Consider the following 22,213-nt stretch of genomic DNA (forward strand, 5'->3'; position numbering starts at 1 on the left):
GGTATTTTTTTACACTAAAAAAAACACCCACGGTTTGGGGCGTGGGGTGTTGTTTCACGTGAAACAACGCCCCTCGCCACATCCATGACCGGCTACCGGTAACCGTCGATCCGTCGCCGGCGGAACATCGTCATCGCGACCACCGCGTACAGCACCGATACGACCACCACGACGGCGACCGATCTGCCGTCGGGCGGGAGCATGAGAGCCGCCACCCCCGCGGCGCTCACGAACGCGACGTTGAAGAGCACGTCGTAGAGCGAGAAGACCCGGCCGCGGAAGGAGTCGTCGACCGAGGTCTGCACCACCGTGTCGGTCGCGATCTTCGACCCCTGGGTGACGACGCCGAGCACGAACGCGGCGATCAGCATCGGGAGAAGGGCGAAGGAGAGGCCCAGGGCGGGTACCAGGATCGCCGCCGCACCGGCGCAGCCCACGATCCACCCGTACCGGCCGAGCCGGCCCACCGCCCAGGGGGTGAGGACGGCGGCGACGAAGAATCCCGCACCGGACACCCCGACCGCCAGGCCGAGCAGGGCCAGACCGTCGGACTCGGTGTCCGACCAGGCGTAGCGGCACAGCATGAGCACCATCACGGTGAGGGCGCCGTAACAGAAGCGGATCACGGTCATCGCGGCCAGCGCCCCGGCCGCGTGTCTCCGCTGCGCCAGATGGTGCAGCCCGGCGACGAGCCCGCGCGCGGTGGCGGCCAGAGCGGCTCGCAGTCGCAGGGGGCTCCCGTCGGTATCCGGTCCCAGCAGGGCGCGGGGCAGGCTCAGGGACGCCAGCGCGGAGAGCAGGTAGAGCATCGATCCCAACAGCACGACCGCCGCGTCGGACCCGTCGGCCACCAGCCGTACGGCGAAAGCGAGACCGCCTCCCGCGGTGGCCGCCAGAGTGCCGGCGGTGGGAGACAGGGAGTTGGCGACGACGAGGCGATCGGTGTCGACCACCCGGGGCAGGGCGGCGGAGAGACCGGCCAGCACGAAACGGTTGACGGCGGTGACGCAGAGAGCCGAGGCGTAGAAGAGCCAGTCGGGCACCGAGGCGAGAATCAGCAGGGCCGTGGAGCAGGCCAGAGCGGCCCGCAGGAGGTTCCCGTAGAGGAAGACCTGGCGTCGGGGCCAGCGGTCCAGCAGAACCCCCGCGAAGGGGCCGATCAGGGAGTAGGGCAGGAGGAGCACGGCCATCGCGGAAGCGATGGCGGCGGCCGACGCCTGCTTCTCGGGGGAGAAGACGACGTACGCGGCGAGGGCGACCTGGTAGACGCCGTCGGCGGACTGGGACAGCAGCCGCACGGTGAGCAGGCGGCGAAAATTCCGCAGCCGCAGCAGGGTGCGCAGATCACGCGCGACAGACATGGGAGCAAGCGTCACACACGTCGGGGGTCCGCGGGCGGATTGCCCGGGGACCCCCGACGTGCGGCAGGAAGAGGTGAGCGTCTCCGCTCAGTGCTCCGGTGAGGCTTCTCGGCCGAGAGGGCCGGTTCAGCTCTCGGTGTCGCCGTTGATGAACCGCTCGACGTTCTCGCGCGCCTCGTCGTCGAAGTACTGCACGGGCGGGCTCTTCATGAAGTAGCTGGAAGCCGAGAGGATCGGGCCACCGATGCCGCGGTCCTTGGCGATCTTCGCCGCACGGACGGCGTCGATGATGACACCGGCCGAGTTCGGGGAGTCCCACACCTCGAGCTTGTACTCCAGGTTCAGCGGAACGTCGCCGAACGCGCGGCCCTCGAGGCGCACGTACGCCCACTTGCGGTCGTCCAGCCAGGCCACGTAGTCCGAGGGGCCGATGTGGACGTTGTCCGCACCGAGCTCGCGGTCACGGATCTGCGAGGTGACGGCCTGCGTCTTGGAGATCTTCTTGGACTCCAGGCGCTCACGCTCGAGCATGTTCTTGAAGTCCATGTTGCCGCCGACGTTCAGCTGCATCGTGCGGTCCAGGATGACGCCCCGGTCCTCGAAGAGCTTCGCCATCACGCGGTGCGTGATGGTGGCGCCCACCTGGGACTTGATGTCGTCGCCGACGATCGGGACACCGGCCTCGGTGAACTTGTCCGCCCACTCCTTGGTGCCCGCGATGAACACCGGGAGAGCGTTGACGAACGCGACCTTGGCGTCGATGGCGCACTGCGCGTAGAACTTCGCAGCGACCTCGGAACCGACGGGCAGGTAGCAGACGAGAACGTCGACCTGCTTGTCCTTGAGGATCTGGACGATGTCGACCGGGGCGTCCGCGGACTCCTCGATCGTCTCGCGGTAGTACTTGCCCAGGCCGTCGTGGGTGTGGCCGCGCTGGACGGTCACGCCCGTGTTCGGCACGTCCGCGATCTTGATGGTGTTGTTCTCGCTGGCGCCGATGGCGTCCGCGAGGTCGAGGCCGACCTTCTTCGCGTCGACGTCGAAGGCGGCGACGAACTCGACGTCACTGACGTGGTACTCGCCGAACTGGACGTGCATCAGACCGGGCACCTTGCCGGCCGGATCGGCGTCCTTGTAGTACTCGACGCCCTGCACCAGCGAGGCGGCGCAGTTGCCCACGCCTACGATGGCTACGCGAACCGAACCCATTCCGGTTGCTCCCTGTGTAATCGGTGTTTCCGATGAAGTCGCCGCGGAGTGCGATGACTTCACTTGGCGGTGTCGTCGGACGGATCCGGCCGGGTGGTGTCCCGGTGCCGGGGCAGGCCGCCCGTCTCTCCAGGTGTGTCCTGCTGAGCAGAGCCCTCGGGCGAGGATCGTCGCTGATCCCGTCCCGACCGCTCGCTCTCGATGAGCTCGTTCAGCCAGCGCACTTCGCGCTCCACGGACTCCATGCCGTGTCGCTGCAGCTCAAGTGTGTAGTCGTCGAGTCGTTCACGGGTGCGGGCGAGAGAGGCGCGCATCTTCTCCAGGCGCTCCTCCAGCCGGCTGCGCCGGCCTTCGAGGACCCGCATCCGCACCTCGCGCTCGGTCTGCCCGAAGAAGGCGAAGCGCGCTGCGAAGTGCTCGTCCTCCCAGGCGTCCGGACCGGTGTGCGACAGCAGCTCCTCGAAGTGCTCCTTACCTTCTGCCGTCAGCCGGTAGACGATCTTCGCCCGGCGTCCCGTCAGTGAGGAGGACGCGGCGGTCGGGCGTCCGGTGGCCGGCGCGGTGTCCGCCGGATCACCGGCGGGCTCCTCGATCAACCAGCCGCTGGCTACCAGCGTCTTGAGGCAGGGATAGAGGGTTCCGTAGCTGAACGCGCGGAAGATCCCCAGCGAGGTGTTGAGGCGTTTGCGCAGCTCGTAGCCGTGCATCGGCGATTCGCGGAGCAGGCCGAGGACAGCGAACTCGAGGATGCCGGAGCGTCTGCTCACCGGTGCCTCCTCCTTCTCCCGCTGCTTCCGTCGGCACGGCCCACCGGTACCACCGGCGTACTTATGCCGCGCTGATGTATCGACTCGATACATCAGCACGATAGATCGCTCCGACCTGTTCGACAAGGGTGACCTTCGTGAACGGCGTCACATCAGCAATTCCCAGGGTTCGACTTGCGTTGTTTGGGGTGAAGTTCGGCCCTAGGCGGGTTTTGACCGTGCGTAGTCTGTGCGGCATGCAGACCACCGGGAACCGCGAGGCGCTTTCGCGCGTCAGTCATCGCGGACTGCCGGATGTACCGCGGATGAGCCTTCCGCAGTGGCTTGTCCGTAATTCGGGGGGACCGGATCTCAACTGCCGCTTCCAGGCGCTCTCGCCTGCCCGAGGAGTAGTCGTTCCATGAGCGAGCACCGTCGCAAAACGTCTCAGCCACAGGGTGGCGGGCGTGCAGCGGCCAGACGAGCCGCCCAGCAGTCGACCGGACGCCGAGCAGTCCCGTCACGCAGAGCCACGTCGGCATCACCTTCCGAATCTCCGTCCGAGTCCCACGGCGAGGAGCGCCAGTTCGGCAGCCGCGCCGAGGCCCGCCGCGCGGCCCAGAAGGGCGGTCGGCGCCGGGGTGCCGACGCCGGGGGCCACGGCGCGGGCGGCGGCGGCCGACGCCGCGGTGGCGGCGGTTCCGACGGTCCGGGGGGCCGGGGGCACGACCACGGTGACTCCGGCGAGAAGCGCATCATCGACTACCCGCGCCACGGCAGGTACGGGTTCCGCCGCTGGGTGCCCTCGTGGAAGCTGGTGTCGGGTCTCTGTCTGGGCTTCCTCGGCGTGCTGATGGGCGTCGGGGGTATCTCGTACGCCTGGGTGTCCAAGCCGAACATCAACGAAGCGGCCGAGGCGCAGAACAACGTCTACTACTGGGCCGACGGCACGCAGATGGTGGCGACCGGTGGCGCGGTCAACCGCCAGATCCTCAAGTACGAGCAGATCCCGGAAGAGATGCGCAACGCCGTCATCTCGGCCGAGAACAAGAGCTTCGAGACGGACAAGGGCATCGACCCGGTGGGCATCGGCCGTGCGGTGTTGAACATGGCCACGGGCGGTGAGACCCAGGGTGGCTCGACCATCACCCAGCAGTACGTGAAGAACTCCATGCTCACCCAGGACCAGACGCTCAAGCGGAAGTTCCAGGAACTCTTCATCACGCTCAAGGTCGCCGGTGAGGACAGCAAGGAAAAGGTGATGGCGGGCTACCTCAACGTCTCCTACTACGGACGTGGGGCCTCGGGGCTGCAGGCGGCGGCCCGCACCTACTACAACAAGGACGCCGACGAACTGAACGCGAGCGAGTGCGCCTTCCTGGCCACCCTGCTCAAGGGCGCGAGCTACTACGACCCCGCCGGCGCCCCCGACATCGACAAGGCCAACGCGACCCCGGAGAAGAACACCGAGCGGGCCAAGGACCGTTGGAAGTGGATCCTTGACGAGCAGGTCAAGGACGGGCGCATGACGGCGGAGGACCGCGCCAAGTACACGAAGTTCCCCATGCCGCTGCCGAAGAAGAAGGACGCCAAGCTGGGCGGCCAGACCGGCTACCTGGTGGAACTCTCCAAGAAGTACTTCCTTGCCAACAACAAGCAGAACATCGACGCCAAGAAGCTCGAACTGGGCGGCTACGAGATCCACACCACCTTCCAGAAGAAGAGGGTGAAGGAGCTCGAAGCAGCGGTGAACAAGGTCTACAAGGCCAAGATCCGGCCCAAGGACCGCCCCAAGACGGACACGCACGTCGAGTTCGGCGGTGCGTCCGTCGACGCGAAGACCGGCGCCATCATCGCCACGTACGGCGGCCAGAACGCCACCACGCACTTCACGAACAACGCGGACGCCACCGGTGCCCAGGTCGGTTCGACGTGGAAGCCGTTCGTCCTGGCCGCGGCCATGCAGTACGGCGTGCGTAACCCGTCCGGCGGGCCGGAGCAGAGCAACTCCGAGCGCACCCAGGTCTCCCCGGAGAGCAAGTACAACGGCGACGACGGCCTGCGGATCAGGGACTACACCGGCAAGATCTGGCTGAACGAGGACGACAAGGAATGGCGCCAGACCAACGACGGCAACTATGACTACGGAGACATCGACCTGCGGACGGCCATGGAGAAGTCCGCCAACTCCCCGTTCGTGCAGCTCGGCATGGACGTCGGTACGGACAAGGTCAAGGACGTCGCCGTCGCGTCCGGTCTGAAGGACGACACCTTTATGGCGGACTCCAGCGTTCCCTCGTTCTCCATCGGCACCTCGTCGCCCAGCGCCATCCGGATGGCCGGCTCCTACGCCACCTTCGCCACGAGTGGTCAGCAGAACGACACGTACTCGGTGACCGAGGTGAAGAAGGGGGGCGAGGTCGTCTTCCAGCACGAGAAGAAGCCCAAGCGTGCCTTCAGCCCGGTCATCGCCGACAACGTGACCGACGTGCTGAAGAACGTCGTGGAGAAGGGAACGGGCGAGCCCGCCCGCCTTGAGGGCCGTGAAGCCGCGGGCAAGACCGGTACGACGGACGGCAACCGGTCCGCCTGGTTCGTCGGGTACACGCCGCAGATCTCGACCGCCATCAGCATGTTCCGGCTCGACGACGACGAGACGAACGAAGAGCGCGAGTTCTTGAAGATGTTCGGCACCGGTGGTGAGGCGAAGATCCACGGAAACTCGTTCCCGGCCTCCATCTGGCACGACTACATGACCGGTGCGATGAAGGGCAAGAAGGTCGTCTCCTTCCCGGAACCGAAGGAGCTGGGCAAAAAGGTGTGGGGCGGTGGCGCGGAGAGCCCCAGCCCCACGCCCAGCCCCACGCCTTCGCCGACGCCCTCCGAGGAGGAAGAGGAGAAGCCGTCGCCGAGTCCGAAGCCGACCCAGACCACCCCGAGTCCGCCGACGCCGTCGCCGAGCAGGACCTGCGGCATCTGGGACCCGAACTGCCAGGAGGCCAACGGCGGGGCGAACGCCGGAGCGGACGGCGGGGGCGACAACACCGGGACGACCGACGGGGGCGACAACACCGGGACGACCGACGGGGGCGACAACACCGGAGCCAACGGCGACGCCGACAACGGCGGAGCTCAGGGAGCCAATGGCAACCCGGGCGGGACCGGCTCCATCTGGGGCAACAACGGATAGCCGGACGCCCCTGCCGAGCCTCAGGGCCGGCCCGTCACAGCGGCGAGGGCCGCCGTACCCACCCGGGTACGGCGGCCCTCGCCGCGTTCCCGGCGGCGGCACGCGGCAACCCGGATCTGTGCCCGTGTCCCCCGGGCGGTCCTTGCCCCGGGCACAGCCCCGTACGGCAGGATGTGCGGCATGCCAAGCCCCAGCGCAGAAGACACGAGCGTGCACCAGGAGCGGCCCGTCGTGCGGCCCACCGATCAGGACGAGGTCGCGGCGGCCGGCAGCGAGCTGTTCGGCGGCCGGGTGGGACGCTGGGCGCGGCTCGGCGACGGCCCGCTCACGCCCGTGCGCGTCGTCGCGCTGGTCATGATCGGGATGTTCGCCCTCGGCATGGTGCAGAAGATCCCCTGTTACGAATGGGCCTGGTTCCGCGGCGCCACCTCGCAGTACACCCACGCCTGCTACTCCGACATTCCGCACCTCTTCATGGGGCGCGGGTTCGCCGACGGCCTCGTGCCGTACTTCGACCGGCTGAGCGGCGATATGCAGTACCTGGAGTACCCGGTGCTGACCGGGGTGTTCATGCAGGTGGCGTCCTGGCTGACGCTGACGCCGGACAGCGACCCCATCCAGCAGCGCGAGCAGATGTACTGGATGGTCAACGCGGGCATGCTGATGATCTGCGCGGTCGTCGTCGCCGTGTGCACCGTCCGTACGCACCGCCGTCGCCCCTGGGACGGACTCCTGGTCGCGCTGGCCCCCGCGTTCGTCCTCACCGCGACCATCAACTGGGACCTGCTGGCCGTCGCCCTGACGGCCGCGGCGATGCTCATGTGGTCCCGGGGCCGGGTGCTCGCGTTCGGCATCCTCATCGGCCTGGCGACCGCGGCCAAGCTCTACCCCGTCCTGCTGCTCGGCCCGCTCCTGGTGCTCTGCTGGCGGGCGGGCAGGTGGCGCGAGTTCGGGACGGCGCTGCTGGGCGCGGGAGCGGCCTGGCTGGTGGTGAATCTGCCGGTGATGCTCTTCGCCCCCGAGGGGTGGCGGAAGTTCTACACGTTCAGCCAGGAGCGGCCCATCGACTTCGGTTCGTTCTGGCTGATCATCACCCAGCGCACCGGCAAGCCCATCGAGGTGGAGACGGTCAACACCGCGTCGGTCGTCCTGATGGTCGTGTTCTGCGCGGGCATCGCGGGCCTGGCGCTCTCCGCGGCCCGCCGGCCGCGCTTCGCCCAGCTGGCGTTCCTGGTGGTGGCCGCGTTCATCCTGACGAACAAGGTCTACTCACCGCAGTACGTGCTCTGGTTGATCCCGCTGGCCGTCCTGGCCCGGCCGCGCTGGCGCGACTTCCTCATCTGGCAGGCCTGCGAGGTCATGTACTTCCTCGGGATCTGGTTCTACCTCGCCTACACCAGCGGCGGGGACAAGCACCAGGGGCTGCCGCAGGAGGGCTACCAGGTCGCGATCGCCCTGCATCTGCTGGGCACGCTGTATCTGTGCGCGCTGATCGTCCGGGACATCCTGCAGCCGGAGAAGGACCCGGTGCGCGGGGACGGGTCGGACGACCCGTCGGGCGGAGTCCTCGACGGGGCTCCGGACGCGTTCGTGCTGGCGCCCGAGCCCCGTCCGTCCGGGCACAAGGCCCCGACGGTCACGGGACCACAGGTGGAGCGGGGCGCCGCACCCGGCCGGGACAGCTGACCCGGGGCCGGGGGCGTCCGTTCAGGCCGCGCCCGGCGGGCTCAGCGGTCGACGAGCCGGTCGTACTGCGTGGTGGTGTGGCGCAGATGGGCGACCAGCTCGTCACCGACCCGCGGTTCCTGGGCGTCCGAGGGCACGAACAGGATCGATACCTGCATGTGCGGCGGCTCGGCGAACCACCGTTGCTTGCCCGCCCAGACGAACGGCGACAGGTTGCGGTTGACCGTGGCCAGCCCCGCGCGGGCGACGCCCTTGGCCCGCGGCATCACGCCGTGCAGCGCCTTGGGCGCCTCCAGGCCGACCCCGTGGGACGTACCGCCGGCCACGACGACCAGCCAGCCGTCGGAGGCGGCCTTCTGCTGGCGGTAGCCGAACCGGTCGCCCTTGACGACGGGGGTGACGTCCAGGACGGCCCCCCGGTACTCGGTGGCCTCGTGGTCGCCGAGCCAGAGCCGGGTGCCGATACGGGCGCGGAACCGGGTCTGGGGGAACTGCTGCTGGAGCCGGGCCAGCTCCTCGGCGCGCAGATGGCTGACGAACATGGTGTGCAGCGGCAGCCGGGCCGCGCGCAGCCGGTCCATCCAGCCGATGACCTCCTCGACGGCGTCGGAGCCGTCGGTGCGGTCCAGGGGCAGATGCAGGGCGAAGCCTTCGAGCCGTACGTCCTCGATCGCCGCGTGCAGCTGCCCGAGCTCCTCCTCCTTGACGCCGTGGCGCTTCATCGAGCTCATGCACTCGATGACGACCCGGGCGCCCACCAGGGCGTGCACCCCGTCGACGGAGGAGACGGACCGGATGACGCGGTCCGGCAGGGGCACGGGCTCCTCACCGCGCCGGAACGGGGTCAGGACGAGCAGGTCGCCGCTGAACCAGTCCTTGATCCGGGCCGCTTCGTAGGTCGTCCCGACGGCGAGGGTGTCGGATCCGAAGCGGATCGTCTCGTCGGCGAGGCGCTCGTGACCAAAGCCGTAGCCGTTGCCCTTGCAGACGGGTACGAGACCGGGGAACTGGTCGATCACGGACTTCTGGTGCGCCCGCCAGCGCGCGGTGTCGACGTAGAGGGAGAGCGCCATGGCCGGCCCGGAACCTTTCTGGTGGCTGCGATGAATCAGGAACGAACGGTGTGTGCCCAGATGTGCGGTGGAGCGGATCAGCGGCGCGACATATAGATGTCGAGCGCCTTGTGGAGCAGCTTGTTGAGCGGGAAGTCCCACTCGCCGACGTACTCGACGGCCTCGCCGCCGGTGCCGACCTTGAACTGGATCAGGCCGAAGAGATGGTCGGTCTCGTCCAGTGAGTCGCTGATCCCGCGCAGGTCGTAGACGGTCGCGCCCATCGCGTAACTGTCGCGCAGCATGCGCCACTGCATCGCGTTCGACGGCCGGACCTCGCGCCCGATGTTGTCGGAGGCGCCGTAGGAGTACCAGACGTGGCCGCCGACGACGAGCATCGTGGCCGCGGAGAGGTTCACGCCGTTGTGCCGGGCGAAGTAGAGGCGCATCCGGTTGGGGTCCTCGGAGTTGAGGACGGTCCACATGCGCTGGAAGTACGAGAGCGGGCGCGGCCGGAAGCGGTCGCGCACGGCGGTGATCTCGTACAGCCGTTGCCACTCGGCCAGGTCCTCGTAGCCGCCCTGGACGACCTCGACGCCGGCCTTGTCGGCCTTCTTGATGTTGCGGCGCCACAGCTGGTTGAAGCCCTTGAGGACGTCCTCGAGCGAACGGTTGGCCAGCGGCACCTGGAAGACGTAGCGCGGCTGTACGTCACCGAAGCCGGCGCCGCCGTCCTCGCCCTGCTGCCAGCCCATCTTCCGCAGCCGGTCGGAGACCTCGAAGGCGCGCGGCTCGATGTGCGTGGCCTCGACGTCGCGCAGGCGCTTCACGTCGGGGTCCTGGATGCCGGACTTGATGGCCGCCGAGTCCCAGCGGCGGATGACCACCGGCGGGCCCATCTTCACGGAGAAGGCGCCCTGCTGCTTGAGGTGCGCGAGCATCGGCTGGAGCCAGTCGTCCAGATTCGGTGCGTACCAGTTGATGACCGGGCCCTCGGGGAGGTACGCCAGGTAGCGCTTGATCTTGGGCAGCTGGCGGTACAGGACGAGGCCGGCGCCGACGATCTCGCCGTTCTTGTCGAACCAGCCCAGGCTCTCCGAGCGCCATTCGGTCTTCACGTCAGCCCACGCCGGGACCTGGCAGTGACTGGCCGAGGGCAGGCTCTGGATGTACGCCAGATGCTGCTCTCGGCTGATGGTCCTCAGGGTCAGGCTCATGCGGGGCGCTCCTCGGCAGGTGTGTCCCCATCGGTCAGGGGCTCCGGCTCTCGCGCCGAAGCCTACTGTGACCCAGGGGCGCCCGGCCTGGCCCCGGGGGCCCGGAACGTACGGCGGACCGGCGCGGGCGCCTGGGCGCCCCGCGCCGGTCCGTGCTCCGGCCGGTGCTCCGGTCAGGTGATCACGCCGCCGAAGAGACCGCCGTGGGCCATGCCGAGGTAGAAGCCGACCGCGGAGGCCCCGATGCCCATGATCAGGCCGAACCGCTCCCAGGTGGTCTTCGAGATGTACTGGCCGTAGGCGCCGGTCAGGATCCCGACGAGCCCCGCCCAGGAGCTGATCAGATGCAGATGGTGGAACATCGCCGTGACGAACGCGAGGACGCCGAGCACCCCGGTCACCACCATCAGGACGTCCTGGACGGGATGCGGTCTGCCGTCCGTCGCGAAGAGTGAACCGGTGGCGCGGCGGCCGGTCGGGGACCGGGAGCCTGCGGGTCGGATGGTCTGTGCCATGGAGTACCTCCTGGCCGGACGGATGGGCGGTGGATCCAGGGCCCCGCGCACCGTGGCGGGTGTAGCGCCTTTCACACCGCATCTGTCTCGATTGTGCCCTCTGAGCTCCTGATTTCAACCGGAAGCCGGTCTACGGGTAGTCTGTACGGTCTGCACCGGTGTCTGCCCAGGCCAGCACGGCGAGCCTCCCCCGAACCCCGTCTCCGGGATCGTTCGGGAGCGGATTGTCAGTGCTGGGTGTTCTCCTCGGGAACGCCGTTGCAACACGCATCACGACCCTCCTGCCACGGAACGACCGTGGCCGCTGAGTCCAAAGGAGGTGGGTTCCACATGCGTCACTACGAGGTGATGGTCATCCTCGACCCCGATCTCGAGGAGCGAGCAGTCTCCCCGCTGATCGAGAACTTCCTCTCCGTCGTCCGTGAGGGCGATGGAAAGGTGGAGAAGGTCGACACCTGGGGCCGTCGTCGGCTCGCCTACGAGATCAAGAAGAAGCCCGAGGGCATCTACTCGGTCATCGACCTGCAGGCCGAGCCTGCGGTCGTCAAGGAGCTCGACCGCCAGATGAACCTGAACGAGTCGGTCCTCCGGACCAAGGTCCTCCGTCCCGAGATCCACTGAGCTTCTAGCTCAGCGGTTTTCGGGTCCGAGTAGCAGCAAGCAGCCAGAAGCAATCCCCGCCGAGAGGTTCACCCATGGCAGGCGAGACCGTCATCACGGTCGTCGGCAATCTCGTCGACGACCCCGAGCTGCGCTTCACCCCGTCCGGTGCGGCGGTCGCGAAGTTCCGTGTCGCGTCCACTCCCCGCATCTTCGACCGGCAGACCAATGAGTGGAAGGACGGCGAAGGCCTGTTCCTCACCTGCTCGGTCTGGCGTCAGGCGGCGGAGAACGTCGCGGAGTCGCTTCAGCGAGGCATGCGCGTCGTCGTGCAGGGCCGGCTGAAGCAGCGGTCCTACGAGGACCGTGAGGGCGTCAAGCGCACGGTCTACGAGCTGGACGTCGAGGAAGTCGGCCCCAGCCTCAAGAACGCCACGGCCAAGGTCACCAAGACCACCGGTCGCGGTGGTCAGGGCGGCCAGGGTGGATACGGCGGCGGCCAGCAGGGCGGCGGCAACTGGGGCGGCGGTCCCGGTGGCGGTGGCCAGCAGGGCGGCGGCGGTGCACCCGCCGACGACCCGTGGGCGACCGGCGCGCCGGCAGGCGGCCAGGGCGGCGGGGGACAGCAGGGCGGCGGAGGCGGCTGGGGCGGAAGCTCCGGCGGTTCCGGCGGCTCCGGCGGTTCCTCTGGCGGCGGCTACTCGGACGAGCCTCCCTTCTAGGGCTGCTCGTACCCCCACTTCTTGATCACACAGGAGAAACACCATGGCGAAGCCGCCTGTGCGCAAGCCTAAGAAGAAGGTCTGCGCGTTCTGCAAGGACAAGACCCAGTACGTGGACTACAAGGACACGAACATGCTGCGGAAGTTCATTTCCGACCGTGGCAAGATCCGTGCCCGCCGCGTCACCGGCAACTGCACGCAGCACCAGCGTGACGTCGCCACGGCTGTGAAGAACAGCCGTGAGATGGCGCTGCTGCCCTACACGTCCACCGCGCGATAAGGGAAGGGTGACAAGAGCATGAAGATCATCCTCACCCACGAGGTCTCCGGCCTCGGCACCGCCGGCGACGTCGTCGACGTCAAGGACGGGTACGCCCGTAACTACCTGGTTCCGCGTGGCTTCGCCATTCGCTGGACCAAGGGCGGCGAGAAGGACGTGGCGCAGATCCGCCGCGCCCGCAAGATCCACGAGATCGCGACGATCGAGCAGGCCAACGAGATCAAGGCCAAGCTCGAGGGCGTGAAGGTTCGTCTGGCTGTTCGCTCCGGCGACGCCGGCCGTCTCTTCGGCTCGGTCACCCCGGCCGACGTCGCTGCGGCGATCAAGGCCGCCGGTGGTCCCGACGTCGACAAGCGTCGCGTCGAGCTCGGCTCGCCGATCAAGACGCTCGGCGGACACCAGGTGTCCGTCCGTCTGCACCCCGAGGTCGCAGCGAAGCTCGGCGTCGAGGTCGTTGCTGCCTAAGGGCAGAGCTCAGCTGAGTCAGTGAAGGGCCGCACCCCATGGGTGCGGCCCTTTCTGTCTGCTGTGATGCGTGGTGTTTCACGTGAAACACCGGCGGCCTGTTTCACGTGAAACAGGCCGCGAAGCGTACGGGTCAGCGCGTGGCTCCGGTGACGATCCACCGGCCCGACCGGGTACGCAGCCAGAGTGTGACGAGGCGGACCGCCATCATCAGCGTCATTGCCCACCAGAGCGCGGTGAGCCCGCCGCCGAGGGAGGGCACCAGGAGCGCGACGGGTGCGAAGACGGCGAGCGTCACCAGCATCGCCCAGGCGAGATAGCGTCCGTCGCCGGCTCCCATCAGGACGCCGTCCAGCACGAAGACCACGCCGGCGATCGGCTGGGAGACCGCCACGACCAGGAGCGCGGGGAGCAGGGTGTCCTGCACCGAGGGGTCGCTGGTGAACAGCGGGATGAACAGAGGCCGGGCGAGCACGATCAGGACGCCGAGCAGGATGCCGCAACCGATACCCCACTCGACCATGCGGCGGCAGGCCTCGCGGGCGCCCTTCTCGTCGTTCGCCCCCAGATAGCGTCCGATGATCGCCTGCCCGGCGATGGCGATGGCGTCGAGTGCGAACGCGGTCAGACTCCAGAGGGAGAGGATGATCTGGTGCGCGGCGATGTCGACGTCCCCGAGCCGGGCGGCGACGGCTGTGGCGATCATCAGGACGGCGCGCAGAGACAGGGTCCGGATCAGCAGCGGCACTCCGGCCCGTGCGCTGGCCCTGATGCCGGCCGCGTCGGGGCGCAGAGAGGCGTTGTGCCTTCGGGCTCCGCGGACCACCACGACGAGATAGGCGGCGGCCATACCGACTTGGGCGATCACCGTTCCCCAGGCGGAACCGGCGATCCCGAGCCCGGCACCGTAGACGAGGGTCACATTGAGGGCGGCGTTCACCGTGAAACCGCCGATGGCCACGTACAGCGGGGTGCGCGTGTCCTGGAGGCCGCGCAGTACGCCGGTGGCGGCGAGCACGACGAGCATGGCCGGAATGCCGAGGATGGAGATCCTCAGGTACGTGATGGCGTACGGAGCCGCGGTGTCGGACGCGCCGAAGATGCCGACGAGCCATGGGGCCGTCGGTACCGCGAGGGCGACGACGGCTGCTCCGAGAAGCAGGGCGAGCCAGATGCCGTCCATGCCCTGGCGGATGGCGGCGGGGAGATCGCCCGCCCCCACGCGGCGGGCGACGGCAGCCGTGGTCGCGTAGGCGAGGAAGACGAAGATGCTCACGGCCGTCATCAGGAGGGCTGCGGCGATGCCGAGGCCGGCCAGTTGCGGGGTGCCGAGGTGGCCTACGACGGCGCTGTCGACCATCACGAACAGGGGCTCGGCGACGAGTGCGCCGAACGCCGGTACGGCAAGGGCGATGATCTCGCGGTCGTGCCGTCTGCGGCCGTTCTTCGGTGTCGCGGGGGCCTTGGTCATGGGGGTCAATCTAATCTTCCACAGGTAAGACATGCAATCGGCCTACGGCCCTTACTTGTGGACCGGTGGGACCTTCCTTCCCGCGCCGTTTGCGGTGATCTTGAAATGAGGGCGAAAGTTTTTCTCCCCCACAGTCAGTGGACGGAGAATGTGCAGGTCAGAGTGGTCACGCCGCTATCGCTATGAGTTTGTCCACAGTGCTGTCCCCCGGTCCGTGCACAGGTTCGGCAGGGTTCTCCACAGCATCTGGTCCGTCGTCCACATGCCCTGTGGATAACCAGATTGGCTGACGGTGCGGAGGGGCCTACCGTGGTGCGGCGCCCGCACTCCGTTCCGGCACCGGAATCCACCGAACCAGATGCGCCGGAAGTGGAGTCGGGCGACCTGTTTGTCGGTGCCGTGCCGTAAGAAAGAGTGGCACGGCTAGGTCCGCGATGCGGACGGGAGGAGGCGGCCCGGTGAGCATTCCCGAGCCTTTGGACGACCCCTGGACCGAGACCGGCCCCGGGGACCGTCTGCCCGTCTCCCGCCAGCGTCGGGGGGACCGCAAGGGACGTGAGGACCGCCACGACCGCGGCTCGGACGAGGCCTGGGAAGGCGGTTCCCCCGGGTTCGAGCGGGTGCCGCCCCAGGATCTGGACGCCGAGCAGTCCGTCCTCGGCGGCATGCTGCTGTCCAAGGACGCCATCGCGGACGTCGTGGAGATCATCAAGGGGCACGACTTCTACCGCCCCGCCCACGAGACCGTCTACACGGCGATCCTCGACCTCTACGCCAAGGGCGAGCCCGCCGACCCGATCACGGTCGCCGCCGAGCTGGTCAAGCGCGGAGAGATCACCAAGGTCGGCGGAGCACCGTATCTGCACACCCTGGTGCAGTCCGTGCCCACCGCGGCCAACGCCTCGTACTACGCGGAGATCGTCCACGAGCGGGCGGTGCTCCGCCGGCTGGTCGAGGCGGGCACGAAGATCACGCAAATGGGATACGCGGCCGACGGGGACGTCGACGAGATCGTCAACTCCGCGCAGGCCGAGATCTACGCGGTCACCGAGCAGCGCACCAGTGAGGACTACCTCCCCCTCGGCGACATCATGGAGGGCGCGCTCGACGAGATCGAGGCCATCGGGTCGCGCAGCGGCGAGATGACCGGTGTGCCGACGGGCTTCACGGACCTCGACGCCCTGACGAACGGCATGCACCCCGGCCAGATGATCGTCATCGCGGCCCGCCCCGCCATGGGTAAGTCCACACTGGCGCTGGACTTCGCGCGTGCCGCGTCGATCAAGAACAACCTGCCCAGCGTCATCTTCTCCCTCGAAATGGGGCGCAACGAGATCGCCATGCGTCTGCTGTCGGCCGAGGCACGGGTGGCCCTGCACCACATGCGGTCCGGCACGATGACGGACGAGGACTGGACGCGGCTCGCCCGCCGGATGCCCGAGGTCTCGGCCGCTCCGCTGTACATCGACGACTCCCCCAACCTGTCGATGATGGAGATCCGCGCGAAGTGCCGCCGACTCAAGCAGCGCAACGACATCAAGCTCGTGATCATCGACTACCTGCAGCTGATGCAGGCCGGTGGATCGAAGCGTTCCGAGAGCCGTCAGCAGGAGGTCTCGGACATGTCCCGAAACCTCAAGCTGCTGGCCAAGGAGCTGGAAGTCCCGGTGATCGCGCTCTCGCAGCTGAACCGTGGCCCCGAGCAGCGCACGGACAAGAAGCCGATGGTGTCCGACCTGCGTGAGTCCGGTTCCATCGAGCAGGACGCCGACATGGTCATCCTGCTCCACCGCGAGGACGCCTACGAGAAGGAGTCACCGCGCGCGGGCGAGGCGGACATCATCGTCGGCAAGCACCGTAACGGCCCGACGGCCACGATCACCGTGGCGTTCCAGGGCCACTACTCCCGTTTCGTGGACATGGCGCAGACCTGACGGCTCGCCCGCCCGCGCAGGACTCACCCGGGCCCCCGGCTCAGGCAGAGGACGAGGCAAGGGGTTCGGTCCGGCCCCGGTCGAGGGCGGAGCCGGGGCGCCGAGCAGGCGCGGTCTGCGGAGACCCGGGCGCGACGAGCGGGGCGCCGGGGGCCTCCGGACCTCAGGCGTCCGTCAGGGTGCGGGCGAGCAGGGGAAGCAGGCGGTCCCAGTGGCGCCGCAGTCCGGCCGGGTCGAAGGCGTCGGTGTCGGACATGGTGAAGCCGTGGACGGTGCCGGGGTAGATCTCGGAGGTGTAGCCGACGCCCGCGGTGTCCAGGAACCCGTTGAGCTCGCCGAGCGCCTCGGGTGTGAGGTCCGTCGCCGCGTGGCCGAAGTGGACCTCGGCGGTGAGGCGGCGCAGACTGTCGGGCCCGTCGGCGGAGACGGGGGCGTGGAACGCGGCGACGGCGGCCACCTGTGCGGGGCGGGCCGCGGCGGTACGGGTCGCCAGCAGGCCGCCGATGCAGTAACCCGTCACCGCGACCGGTCCGGCGGCCACCTCGGGCTGGGCCGAGAGGAACGAGAGGTAGGCGTCGGCGTCGCGCGCGACGCGTTCGGCGGTGTGTGCCTCGATCAAGGGCATCAGCCGGCCGATGAGTGCGTCTCGGTCCTCTTCTCCGATGTGATCGGGAAGATCGACGACCGGTGTCGGCCCGTTCCGGTAGAAGAAGTTGGGGACGAGCACGTAGTAGCCGTGCCCGGCCAGTTCGCGGGCCATCTCGCGCAGTACGGGACGGATGCCGAAGGCGTCCGCGTACATCAGCACCCCTGGATACCGGTCGCCGTGTTCGGGATGGACGGCGAAGGCATCGGCCAGACCGTCCGCGGTGGAGATCTGCACGGTCTTGCTGGGAATGGCGGCTCTTCCTTCCTGGGAGTTCGCCGTTGACGGTCAAGGCGCTACCGTTCATGGCGCTAACGTTGGTGGCACTAACGTTTTGGTGCGAGCGAACGTACAGCGCCGGTCGGCCCGACGCAAGGAGAGTGGACGTCATGGACGGATCCGACGGAGCCGAAACCGTGGACAGTCCCGACGACGGCTCTCCCAGAACACCCGAACGGCTGCGCCGTCGGCCGAGCCGCTTGCTGTCGCAACTGACCGGGCGGTCGGACCGGCTGATCAACGACGGACTGGTACGGGTCGATGCGCGCAAGTGGCACTACGCCGTGCTCGCCTCGCTGCAGGAGTACGGACCCGGCAGCCAGGCCGAGCTGAGCAAGCGCTCCGGCATCCACCGGAGCGACATGGTCGGTGTGCTCAACGAACTCGCGGAGCGCGGGCTCGTCGAGCGGGCGCCCGATCCCGCGGACCGGCGCCGCAACGTCATCACGATCTCCACACCGGGCCGCCGGCGCCTGAGCCTCCTGGACGAGACCCTGGACGTCCTGGAGGGTGAACTGCTCGCGCCGCTGAGCCCGTCCGAACGCGACCAGCTCGTCCGGTTGCTCGCCCGCCTGCTGGACCACCACGCCGGCCCGTCCTGACCTCATGACAGATCGGCCTCGGGCCGGCGAGCACGGTCCGGCGCGCCCAGGGCTGAGCGGATGCGCTGATCGTCGAGGACACATCTCTTCCACGCCGACGGGGCGTCCTCGGGGCGGTGCGGAAGTTCCCCGGGCTCGCCACGTTGAATGATCATGCGTTCGGATGCATACTCTTACTATGTCTAAGGTTCTCACCTCCCTGCCCATCGGCGAGCGTGTCGGCATCGCCTTCTCCGGCGGTCTCGACACCTCGGTCGCCGTCGCGTGGATGCGCGACAAGGGTGCCGTCCCGTGCACCTACACCGCCGACATCGGCCAGTACGACGAGCCCGACATCGCCTCGGTGCCCGGGCGCGCGGCGACGTACGGTGCCGAGATCGCCCGCCTGGTCGACTGCCGTGCGGCGCTGGTCGAGGAGGGGCTGGCCGCGCTCACCTGCGGCGCGTTCCATATTCGGTCGGGTGGGCGCGCCTACTTCAACACCACGCCGCTCGGCCGTGCCGTCACGGGCACCCTGCTGGTCCGGGCGATGCTGGAGGACGACGTACAGATCTGGGGCGACGGGTCGACGTTCAAGGGCAACGACATCGAGCGGTTCTACCGCTACGGGCTGCTCGCCAACCCTCATCTGCGGATCTACAAGCCGTGGCTGGACGCGGACTTCGTTTCCGAGCTCGGCGGCCGCAAGGAGATGTCGGAGTGGCTGATCGCCCACGAGCTGCCCTACCGCGACAGCAGCGAGAAGGCGTACTCGACCGATGCCAACATCTGGGGCGCCACCCATGAGGCCAAGACTCTGGAGCACCTCGACGCCGGGATCGAGACCGTGGAGCCGATCATGGGCGTGCGGTTCTGGGATCCCGCGGTGGAGATCGCTGCCGAGACCGTGACGATCGGCTTCGACCAGGGCCGCCCGGTGACGATCAACGGCAAGGAGTTCGCCACCCCGGTCGACCTGGTGATGGAGGCGAACGCGATCGGTGGACGGCACGGTATGGGCATGTCCGACCAGATCGAGAACCGGGTGATCGAGGCCAAGAGCCGCGGCATCTACGAGGCACCCGGGATGGCGCTGCTGCACGTGGTGTACGAGCGGCTGGTCAACGCGATCCATAACGAGGGCACCTTGGACACCTACTACAACGAGGGGCGGCGGCTCGGCCGGCTGATGTACGAGGGCCGCTGGCTCGACCCGCAGGCGCTGATGATCCGCGAGTCGCTGCAGCGCTGGGTGGGCACGGCGGTCACCGGAGAGGTGACGCTGCGGCTGCGGCGTGGTGACGACTACTCGATCCTGGACACCGACGGGCCGGCGTTCAGCTACCACCCGGACAAGCTGTCGATGGAGCGCACCGAGGACTCCGCGTTCGGTCCGGTGGACCGGATCGGCCAGCTCACGATGCGCAACCTCGACATCGCCGACTCGCGTGCCAAGCTTGAGCAGTACGCCGGCCTCGGCATGGTCGGATCGACCCATCCCGCGCTCATCGGCGCCGCTCAGGCGGCCTCCACCGGGCTGATCGGCGCGATGCCGCAGGGCGGTGCCGAGGTCATCGCCTCACGCGGCAGGGTGGCCGGTGGCGACGAGATGCTCGACCACGCCGCGATGGAGTTCGGCACCGACTGACCGAAAACGTCGTTGGTGCGGGTCGTGCTGGTCCGGGCCGCGACTCCGTGGAAAAGGATTCGTCAGGGGGCTGCCCGTCGGGTAGGGGTTGGACCATGACTTCCATCGGCGAAGACCTGCTTCCCAGTACCCGACGCGCCCTGCTGCACCGCATCGCCGTCGCCCAGCGGGACGGCCGCGCGCCGTCCCTCGTGGCCGCGGTGCGGCGGCAGGGGCGTACGGCCTGGAGCGGGGCGCGTACGTGCGTCGAGGGGCATGCTCCCGACGTCGATACGCAGTACCGGATCGGTTCGATCACCAAGACGTTCACCGCCGTTCTGGTTCTGCGGCTCCGGGACCAGGGCTTGATCGACCTGGACGATCCTTTGGAGAAGCACCTCCCCGGCACGGGGGCGGGCGGGGTGACCGTCTTTCAGCTGCTGGGCCACAGCGCGGGGCTGGGCGCCGAAGCACCCGCCCCCTGGTGGGAGCGGACGCCCGGCGGCCTGCGGCCCGAGCTCGCCGACGTGCTGGGCGACCGGCCGCAGAGGCATCCGGCCGGTCATCGCCATCACTACTCCAACCCTGGTTACACTCTGCTCGGTTCACTGGTGGAAGCGGTGCGTGGCGTCTCCTGGGGGGAGGCGCTGCGCAGCGAGATCCTGGAGCCGCTGGGTATGCGCCGCACGACGAGCGAGCCCGTGGCTCCGCACGCGGGCGGCTGGGCCGTCCACCCCTGGGCCGATGTCATGCTGAGCGAACCCGCCGAGGACCTCGGGATCATGGCGCCCGCCGGTCAGCTCTGGTCCACCGCGGCGGACCTGCTGCGGTTCGCCGCCTTCCTGACCGAGGGCGACGACCGGGTCCTGTCGGCCTCCTCCGTACGGGAGATGCGGACGCCCGCCGCACCGGCCGAGACGGGCGGCAGCGGTTACGGTCTCGGACTCCAGATCGTCGGGGGCGAGGAGCGCGTGCTCTTCGGGCATTCGGGATCGCTTCCCGGGTTCGTCGCCGGCCTCTGGGTCAGCGAAGAGGACGACGTGGCCGCAGTCGTTCTTGCCAACGTCACCTCGGGGCTGCCCGCCGCGATGGTGGCCGCCGAACTCCTGGGGATCGTGGTCGAGGCCGAGCCGCGGATCCCGGAGCCCTGGCGCCCACTGCCCGAGGTGGACGACGAGCTGCTCGCGCTGACCGGGATCTGGCACTGGGGCACCCACCCGGTCACGCTGAGGCTCACGGGGGACCGGGGCCTGCAGCTCACGCCGCTGGGCGGCAAAGGACGAGGCGCGGCCTTCACGTACCGCCCGGACGGCACCTGGACGGGCCAGAACGACTACTACGCGGGGGAGACCCTGCGCGTCGTACGCAAGGACGACGGCTCGGTGGACCACCTCGACCTCGGCTCGTTCGTCTTCACCCGGGAGCCGTACGAGGCGGGCGCGGCCGTGCCCGGCGGCGTGGACGCGGAGGGCTGGCGCGGGTTCGCCGGCTGATCTTCCCGCCGGGTAGCGGGTGGGTGTTTCACGTGAAACACCCACCCGCGTTTTATGTGAAACGCTCACCTGCGTTTATGTGAAACGCCCACCCGTCCGCGCTCGTCAGAGCGCCAGCTTGAAGCCCACATGGCTGGCGGTGAAGCCGAGCCGCTCGTAGAAACGGTGCGCGTCCTCGCGGGTGACGTCCGACGTCAGCTGCACCAACTGGCAGTTCTGGCGGCGGGATTCGTCCACCGCCCACTGGATGAGCTGGGTGCCGAGGCCGCTGCCGCGCTCGTCGGCGTGGATGCGGACCCCCTCGATGATGGAGCGGGTCGCGCCGCGGCGGGACAGCCCCGGGACGACGGTCAGCTGCAGTGTGCCGACGACCCGGTCCTCGCGAACGGCGACGACCACGTGCTGGTTCGGGTCGTCGGCCAGCCGCTGGAGCGCCTCCTGGTAAGGGGCGAGGTCGTCCGGTGACTCGCGCTGCGCGCCCAGAGGGTCGTCGGCGAGCATCGCGACCACCGCGGGCAGGTCGTCCTGGACGGCGGGTCGTATGGCGAGATCACTCATGATCGGCATCCTAGGACGGCCCCGGGGGTGCCGCGCCGATCAGGCTCGGTCAGACCGGGACCTTGAGCTCTTCGACGGCCCTGACCAGAGGGGCGAGCTCAGGGTTCTCGGCCGCCTCGTCCAGTGCCGCCCGCAGCGCGTTCTCGTTCGTCGGCCGGGCCGTCTCCAGCAAGGTGATCCCGGCCTCGGTGACGTCGGTGTAGATGCCGCGGCGGTCGGTGTCGCACAGGTAGCGGGTCAGCAGCCCCCGGTCTTCGAGCCGGGTGACGAGCCGGGTGGTGGCGCTCTGGCTGAGGACCACGGCGTCGGCGACCTGCTTCATCTGGAGATGTCCGCCGATGCCGTTGTGCTGCCTGCTCAACACGTCGAGCAGGGAGTACTCGCGGGCGCTGAGTCCGTGGCCGGACTGGAGGGCCCGCTCGATCCGGGCCTCGATCTTCCCGTGAAGCAGGGAGAGCGCGCACCAGCTCTGGGCGATGGCGGTCAGGGCGGGGTCGGTCGCTGTCATGTCTCTCCTCCGGGCGGGAGCTGCGTGACTCCAGGATAGGGGACGTCTGCAATAGCCCGCGCTTGCAATTAGT

20 protein-coding genes are annotated in these 22,213 nt (G+C 68.7%); 10 read left to right on the plus strand and 10 right to left on the minus strand.

Going from position 1 to position 22,213, the window contains the following annotated elements:
* Window positions 1–92: 92 nt before the first annotated feature.
* The 3 genes from AB0F29_RS16980 to AB0F29_RS16990 all read right to left on the minus strand — a co-directional run bounded on the left by AB0F29_RS16980 (window position 93) and on the right by AB0F29_RS16990 (window position 3,337).
* Window positions 93–1,361, minus strand: a complete 1,269-nt coding sequence (locus tag AB0F29_RS16980; RefSeq protein WP_361872736.1) for an MFS transporter — start codon at window positions 1,359–1,361, stop codon at window positions 93–95.
* Between the two features lie 126 nt (window positions 1,362–1,487).
* Complete coding sequence (locus AB0F29_RS16985) at window positions 1,488–2,570, minus strand: inositol-3-phosphate synthase (RefSeq protein WP_361872739.1); 1,083 nt, start codon at window positions 2,568–2,570, stop codon at window positions 1,488–1,490.
* 59 nt (window positions 2,571–2,629) lie between these two features.
* A complete protein-coding gene (locus tag AB0F29_RS16990; protein ID WP_361872742.1) occupies window positions 2,630–3,337 on the minus strand; it encodes a helix-turn-helix transcriptional regulator in 708 nt (235 codons plus the stop codon).
* A 400-nt stretch (window positions 3,338–3,737) separates the two neighbouring features.
* Here AB0F29_RS16990 and AB0F29_RS16995 point away from each other — a divergent pair, with 400 nt between their 5' ends.
* Both AB0F29_RS16995 and AB0F29_RS17000 read left to right on the plus strand, forming a co-directional pair.
* Window positions 3,738–6,506, plus strand: coding sequence for a transglycosylase domain-containing protein (locus AB0F29_RS16995; RefSeq protein WP_361872744.1), 2,769 nt, complete (start codon window positions 3,738–3,740; stop codon window positions 6,504–6,506).
* A gap of 171 nt (window positions 6,507–6,677) precedes the next feature.
* Window positions 6,678–8,192: a glycosyltransferase 87 family protein gene (locus tag AB0F29_RS17000; RefSeq protein WP_361872746.1), complete on the plus strand. Its 1,515-nt coding sequence runs from the start codon at window positions 6,678–6,680 to the stop codon at window positions 8,190–8,192.
* A 41-nt stretch (window positions 8,193–8,233) separates the two neighbouring features.
* On the opposite strand, the gene AB0F29_RS17005 is transcribed toward AB0F29_RS17000, so the two are convergent.
* From AB0F29_RS17005 to AB0F29_RS17015, 3 genes are all read right to left on the minus strand, one after another.
* The gene (locus AB0F29_RS17005) at window positions 8,234–9,265 is read right to left on the minus strand and encodes an alanine racemase (protein ID WP_003967862.1); all 1,032 of its coding nucleotides are present in this window, start codon (window positions 9,263–9,265) and stop codon (window positions 8,234–8,236) included.
* Between the two features lie 77 nt (window positions 9,266–9,342).
* The gene (locus AB0F29_RS17010; RefSeq protein WP_018957343.1) at window positions 9,343–10,461 is read right to left on the minus strand and encodes a peptidoglycan bridge formation glycyltransferase FemA/FemB family protein; all 1,119 of its coding nucleotides are present in this window, start codon (window positions 10,459–10,461) and stop codon (window positions 9,343–9,345) included.
* Window positions 10,462–10,634: 173 nt separating this feature from the next.
* Window positions 10,635–10,976: a hypothetical protein gene (locus tag AB0F29_RS17015; protein ID WP_361872750.1), complete on the minus strand. Its 342-nt coding sequence runs from the start codon at window positions 10,974–10,976 to the stop codon at window positions 10,635–10,637.
* A gap of 330 nt (window positions 10,977–11,306) precedes the next feature.
* On the opposite strand from AB0F29_RS17015, the gene rpsF reads away from it, so the two are divergent.
* The 4 genes from rpsF (at window position 11,307) to rplI (ending at window position 13,043) form a co-directional block, all read left to right on the plus strand.
* Window positions 11,307–11,597 carry a 30S ribosomal protein S6 gene (rpsF, locus tag AB0F29_RS17020; RefSeq protein ID WP_018957345.1) on the plus strand — a complete coding sequence of 97 codons (291 nt, stop codon included), beginning with the start codon at window positions 11,307–11,309 and terminating at the stop codon, window positions 11,595–11,597.
* 74 nt (window positions 11,598–11,671) lie between these two features.
* On the plus strand, window positions 11,672–12,298 hold the full coding sequence (locus AB0F29_RS17025) for a single-stranded DNA-binding protein (protein ID WP_073867202.1): 627 nt from the start codon (window positions 11,672–11,674) through the stop codon (window positions 12,296–12,298).
* Window positions 12,299–12,341: 43 nt separating this feature from the next.
* Window positions 12,342–12,578, plus strand: coding sequence for a 30S ribosomal protein S18 (gene rpsR / locus AB0F29_RS17030; RefSeq protein ID WP_003967857.1), 237 nt, complete (start codon window positions 12,342–12,344; stop codon window positions 12,576–12,578).
* An 18-nt stretch (window positions 12,579–12,596) separates the two neighbouring features.
* Window positions 12,597–13,043 carry a 50S ribosomal protein L9 gene (gene rplI / locus AB0F29_RS17035; protein ID WP_003967856.1) on the plus strand — a complete coding sequence of 149 codons (447 nt, stop codon included), beginning with the start codon at window positions 12,597–12,599 and terminating at the stop codon, window positions 13,041–13,043.
* 133 nt (window positions 13,044–13,176) lie between these two features.
* Here the strand turns inward: rplI and AB0F29_RS17040 are convergent, their stop codons facing one another.
* Window positions 13,177–14,514 (minus strand): MATE family efflux transporter, encoded by a 1,338-nt coding sequence (locus AB0F29_RS17040; protein WP_361872756.1) that lies wholly within the window; start codon window positions 14,512–14,514, stop codon window positions 13,177–13,179.
* A gap of 458 nt (window positions 14,515–14,972) precedes the next feature.
* Between AB0F29_RS17040 and dnaB the strand changes: the two genes are divergently transcribed.
* Complete coding sequence (gene dnaB / locus AB0F29_RS17045) at window positions 14,973–16,448, plus strand: replicative DNA helicase (RefSeq protein WP_026290418.1); 1,476 nt, start codon at window positions 14,973–14,975, stop codon at window positions 16,446–16,448.
* Between the two features lie 163 nt (window positions 16,449–16,611).
* Here the strand turns inward: dnaB and AB0F29_RS17050 are convergent, their stop codons facing one another.
* On the minus strand, window positions 16,612–17,346 hold the full coding sequence (locus tag AB0F29_RS17050) for a dienelactone hydrolase family protein (protein WP_361873252.1): 735 nt from the start codon (window positions 17,344–17,346) through the stop codon (window positions 16,612–16,614).
* A gap of 137 nt (window positions 17,347–17,483) precedes the next feature.
* Here AB0F29_RS17050 and AB0F29_RS17055 point away from each other — a divergent pair, with 137 nt between their 5' ends.
* The 3 genes from AB0F29_RS17055 to AB0F29_RS17065 all read left to right on the plus strand — a co-directional run bounded on the left by AB0F29_RS17055 (window position 17,484) and on the right by AB0F29_RS17065 (window position 21,074).
* On the plus strand, window positions 17,484–17,975 hold the full coding sequence (locus AB0F29_RS17055; RefSeq protein WP_361872760.1) for a MarR family transcriptional regulator: 492 nt from the start codon (window positions 17,484–17,486) through the stop codon (window positions 17,973–17,975).
* A gap of 178 nt (window positions 17,976–18,153) precedes the next feature.
* Window positions 18,154–19,602 carry an argininosuccinate synthase gene (gene argG, locus AB0F29_RS17060; protein ID WP_361872762.1) on the plus strand — a complete coding sequence of 483 codons (1,449 nt, stop codon included), beginning with the start codon at window positions 18,154–18,156 and terminating at the stop codon, window positions 19,600–19,602.
* Between the two features lie 95 nt (window positions 19,603–19,697).
* Complete coding sequence (locus tag AB0F29_RS17065) at window positions 19,698–21,074, plus strand: serine hydrolase domain-containing protein (protein ID WP_361872765.1); 1,377 nt, start codon at window positions 19,698–19,700, stop codon at window positions 21,072–21,074.
* A gap of 105 nt (window positions 21,075–21,179) precedes the next feature.
* Here the strand turns inward: AB0F29_RS17065 and AB0F29_RS17070 are convergent, their stop codons facing one another.
* Together AB0F29_RS17070 and AB0F29_RS17075 are read right to left on the minus strand one after the other, a co-directional pair.
* On the minus strand, window positions 21,180–21,632 hold the full coding sequence (locus AB0F29_RS17070; protein ID WP_361872768.1) for a GNAT family N-acetyltransferase: 453 nt from the start codon (window positions 21,630–21,632) through the stop codon (window positions 21,180–21,182).
* Between the two features lie 49 nt (window positions 21,633–21,681).
* The gene (locus AB0F29_RS17075; protein WP_361872771.1) at window positions 21,682–22,140 is read right to left on the minus strand and encodes a MarR family transcriptional regulator; all 459 of its coding nucleotides are present in this window, start codon (window positions 22,138–22,140) and stop codon (window positions 21,682–21,684) included.
* Window positions 22,141–22,213: the final 73 nt, after the last annotated feature.

It is taken from the genome of Streptomyces sp. NPDC026589 (genome assembly GCF_040638385.1).
GTDB lineage: Bacteria > Actinomycetota > Actinomycetes > Streptomycetales > Streptomycetaceae > Streptomyces.